This is a genomic window from Aeromonas sp. s6, from assembly GCF_040907815.1.
Taxonomy (GTDB): domain Bacteria; phylum Pseudomonadota; class Gammaproteobacteria; order Enterobacterales; family Aeromonadaceae; genus Aeromonas; species Aeromonas caviae.
Genome location: NZ_JBFOCN010000055.1, coordinates 1 through 3,690 on the forward strand (window position 1 = coordinate 1; position 3,690 = coordinate 3,690).

Sequence of the window (3,690 nt, forward strand, 5' to 3'; positions counted from 1 at the left end):
TGCATATTCCGGTCGAAAATGAACACCTATTCCGGTTTAAAATGAACGCTGATTCCGGCTTGCGTGTACACCATTTCCGGACACCTCAGAGCACGAACTCTGATGTCAGATGAACCGTCATGCTCCAATGACCTGGATCCACAACTGCCGCGCTGCGCTTGGCTGCTGGCTTGTTCGGTGAGTCGAAAAGATGCCTCCCCTCAAAGCTCAGCTTCTGCTCGCAGAATCCCTGGCCGCATACTTTCCGGAAATGGTGTTCACAGATTCCGGAATCACTGTTCAAATTCACCGGAATACGCAGTTCATGCCGTAACTGACTAGATGGGCTTCATGAGCAAAAGCAGCTCAAGGATTGTGTTCAATAAAGCCAAATCTTCGCTCTCATCTGATTCAGTGTACTGCCCTGGGTGTCGGTTGATTTCTACCTGGCGAGCCTGCCAACCCGTTGCAACGGGCTGGAAATATACCCGATAAATACAAATGCCTGTCCAGCTGCGGTGACAGTGCAAAACACCATCCTCATAGAAGATAAACCACTTGTCATCCTGACTTATCGGCAATGATCCGCAGACTATCGCGGCCATCTCCGAGGCTGAGTAACACGTATCCAGCGGCACGGCTATCCGGCTTGCGGGCATGGGCCGGCTGTGCCAGTCGGCACAACGCACCACGGGGCGAGTCAATGGCAACATCTTAGGAAGGCTATCTTGAGCGGCCTTGAGGATCGCAAGGTCACGCGCTCGGCCAATAGGGTTGCTGGTTTGTGCGATCAGGCGTTCTGCCTCTGCGGGTGTCGCCCAGCATAAGCGTTCGGTCTCATCGTTACCGTAACCGAGGTTTGGTGCCCCTCGCTCCACCACCATCAAGAAAAAGCGATTGAGCGTGGTGCCGCCTGCAAACTCCCCAGAAATGGGAATAAGGATGGTGGCATTGATACCCATCTCCTCCCAGACCTCCCGCAACGCGGTTTCTCTAGGACTTTCACCCTTGTCCTGCCGACCTTTGGCGAACGTCCAGACATAGCCGTCGAAGTGATTTTTCACTTCACGCATCAACAAATAACCATGGGGATCGATCACCACCCCGCCATAGGCCACTGCTTTGCTCTTAGTCGGGGTCGTCTCAGAAAACGGAAAATAAAGCACGCTAAGCCGGTGGCAGCGGTCGCAATGGCCTGAACTTCCCCGCACCGACCTTGGCACTGCTGCGCCATAGGTAATCGCCGGTCAGGTTGATATGCTCCCACCCCAGCGGGGACAGATATTGCAGCAACGTATCGTCCAGCGCCTTGCAGTGGGCACGCAAAGCACTGGTGGCACGCTCCAGATAGACCGTGTTCCACAACACGATGGCCGCCGTCACCAGATTGAGGCCGCTGGCCCGGTAGCGCTGCTGCTCAAAACTGCGGTCGCGGATTTCACCCAATCGGTAGAAGAAGACCGCCCTGGCCAGCGCGTGGCGCGCCTCGCCCTTATTCAGCCCCGCATGGACGCGGCGGCGCAGCTCCACGCTTTGCAGCCAATCCAGAATGAACAGCGTGCGCTCGATGCGCCCCAGCTCGCGCAGGGCGACGGCCAAGCCGTTTTGGCGCGGATAGCTGCCGAGCTTGCGCAGCATCAGCGAGGCCGTCACCGTGCCCTGCTTGATCGAAGTGGCCAGCCGTAGGATTTCATCCGAATGAGCGCGAATAGCCTTGATGTTCAGCCTGTCGCTGCTAATCATCGGCTTGAGTGCATCGTAGGCAGTATGGCCCTTGGGAATGAACAGCTTGGTGTCGCCCAGGTCGCGGATGCGCGGCGCGAACCGGAATCACAGAAAGTGCATCAGGCCGAACACATGATCGGTGAAGCCCGCCGTGTCGGTGTAGTGTTCCTCGATACGCAAGTCAGACTCGTGGTACAGCAGGCCATCGAGCACATAGGTCGAGTCGCGCAAGCCGACGTTGACCACCTTGGCGCTGAAGGGCGCGTATTGGTCGGAGATATGGGTATAGAACGTCCGCCCAGGGCTACTTCCATACTTCGGATTGATATGCCCGGTGCTCTCTGCCTTGCTGCCGGTTCGGAAGTTTGCGCATCTATTAGACCAATAGCAAATTACATATCAAACCGACATTCCGCACCCGCTTCATGAATAAATCTGCCGGTATCGAGGGCCGAGAACGTCGATGATGGTCTCCTGAACGGTGTTGATGTCGGTCACTTGGGCTGGTTCGCCCCCCAGGCTGTACTCGTGGATCCCGCCAAAGCACAGGAAGATCCAGCGGGCGGTTGGCTTCTGCGTCGGTTTCTTCTTCATGTCCGGCACGCTGCGGCCTTGGGCAACCAGCCCTTTGCGGATACGGTGCTCCAGCGCGGCGTAAATCATCAGGCTGCAGGTCATCACCATCAACAGGGCTTCAATGCGCTCCGGCTTTTTCAGATAGAGCGATGAGGTCAGAAACTCGGGGCTTTTGAGGAAACGAAAGCCGCGCTCAACCGTTTGCTGTGCCTTGTAGGTGGCCAGCAGTTCGGCCATGGTCAGGGTGCCGCTCAGGTCGTTGGTGGCCAGGATGAACACGCCCGTCTGGGCGTTGGCCTCCTCCACCCGTTCCAGGCAGGTAGCGGCCTGACCCTCGATGCGGTACTGATAGCTGTCGGGTTGCTGGCCGCTTTTGGGTCTGCCGGCGCTGGCGTAAACGGGCTCCGTCAGCACGTGGCCTTGCACAATCTCCAGTAGTTTCAGCCCGTTGGCAAAGCGCGCCAGCTCCGCTTCGGCATCGGCCTGACAGGCAAAGCGCCGCGCGCACAGTTTGGTGAACGCCTTGAGCTCGCGGGTGCTGTCGCCCAGCAGGTGCTTGGCCAGCGTTTTCTGCTCGGCATGGTTGGCCTTTTCGCTGCGCACCAGCAGCCAGCGCTGCGGCACATCCGCGTAATCGGCATCCAGCCAGCGCCCCTGGTAGCCATCGCCCAGCGCGGTCAGCGGCGCCTCACCAATGGCTGCCACAGCATTCCGTGCTTCCGTCAGGGTGCGCGGCACGCGGGTGATGAACAGCTGGCGCTGATGATGCAACAGGTGCAGGGTCTCGGCGCAGTACAGCGCTGCATCACCGACCAGATAGCGGCTCTCCTGCGCGGACTTGAGGCTGCGCAGGTGGCGATTAACCGTCTCGCGAAAGGCGCTGTTATCGTTGCTGTTGCCACTGAGCGCTTGCAGGTACACCGGCAAGCCGGCCTGATTCTCACAGATCAGCTCCAGGATCACCTGATTGAGCTCTGGCCGATGGTCACGGCTGTATCCCCGCACCAGTTGCAGCCGGCCGGTCTGTTCGCCATCGGCGCAGTCATAGGCGCCATCGACGTGAAAGCTGGTGATATCAAGATGCACCGCCGTGGGCTTGAGCCCCAGCTTGGCGACCACTTGCTCGGCCATCACCTGATAAAGCGTCGACACATCGGCCGCAAACAGCGCATCCAGACAGCGCCCGAGCACATCATCATTAAGATCATCGGCGCAGAGCCCGGGGCCGATCAATCGCTCGACCGGCTTGTTGGCGAAGAACCGCGGGAACAGGTGCAAGGTGCTGCTATGGAAGCCTAAGCCGTTGATGATCATGGCCACCAACGCCTGACCATGAGAGACTTTGAAGGATTGGTTTTTGGGCAGCACCGCATCGATCATGCGGGCGATATCGAGCTCTTGGCACAGGCC

Annotated in this window: 2 protein-coding genes and 1 pseudogene; all 3 read right to left on the minus strand. The window is 58.6% G+C overall.

The window, feature by feature from the left end; all coding sequences use genetic code 11:
* Positions 1–317 precede the first annotated feature (317 nt).
* On the minus strand, positions 318–1,202 hold the full coding sequence (locus AB5Y50_RS08835; RefSeq protein ID WP_309294950.1) for an NUDIX domain-containing protein: 885 nt from the start codon (positions 1,200–1,202) through the stop codon (positions 318–320).
* Positions 1,147–2,070 (minus strand): annotated as a pseudogene (locus AB5Y50_RS08840) (Tn3 family transposase); the annotation flags it as partial. The pseudogene AB5Y50_RS08840 and the gene AB5Y50_RS08835, both read right to left, overlap by 56 nt.
* A 57-nt stretch (positions 2,071–2,127) precedes the next feature.
* Positions 2,128–3,687 (minus strand): IS1634 family transposase, encoded by a 1,560-nt coding sequence (locus tag AB5Y50_RS08845; RefSeq protein ID WP_368162673.1) that lies wholly within the window; start codon positions 3,685–3,687, stop codon positions 2,128–2,130.
* Positions 3,688–3,690 lie beyond the last annotated feature (3 nt).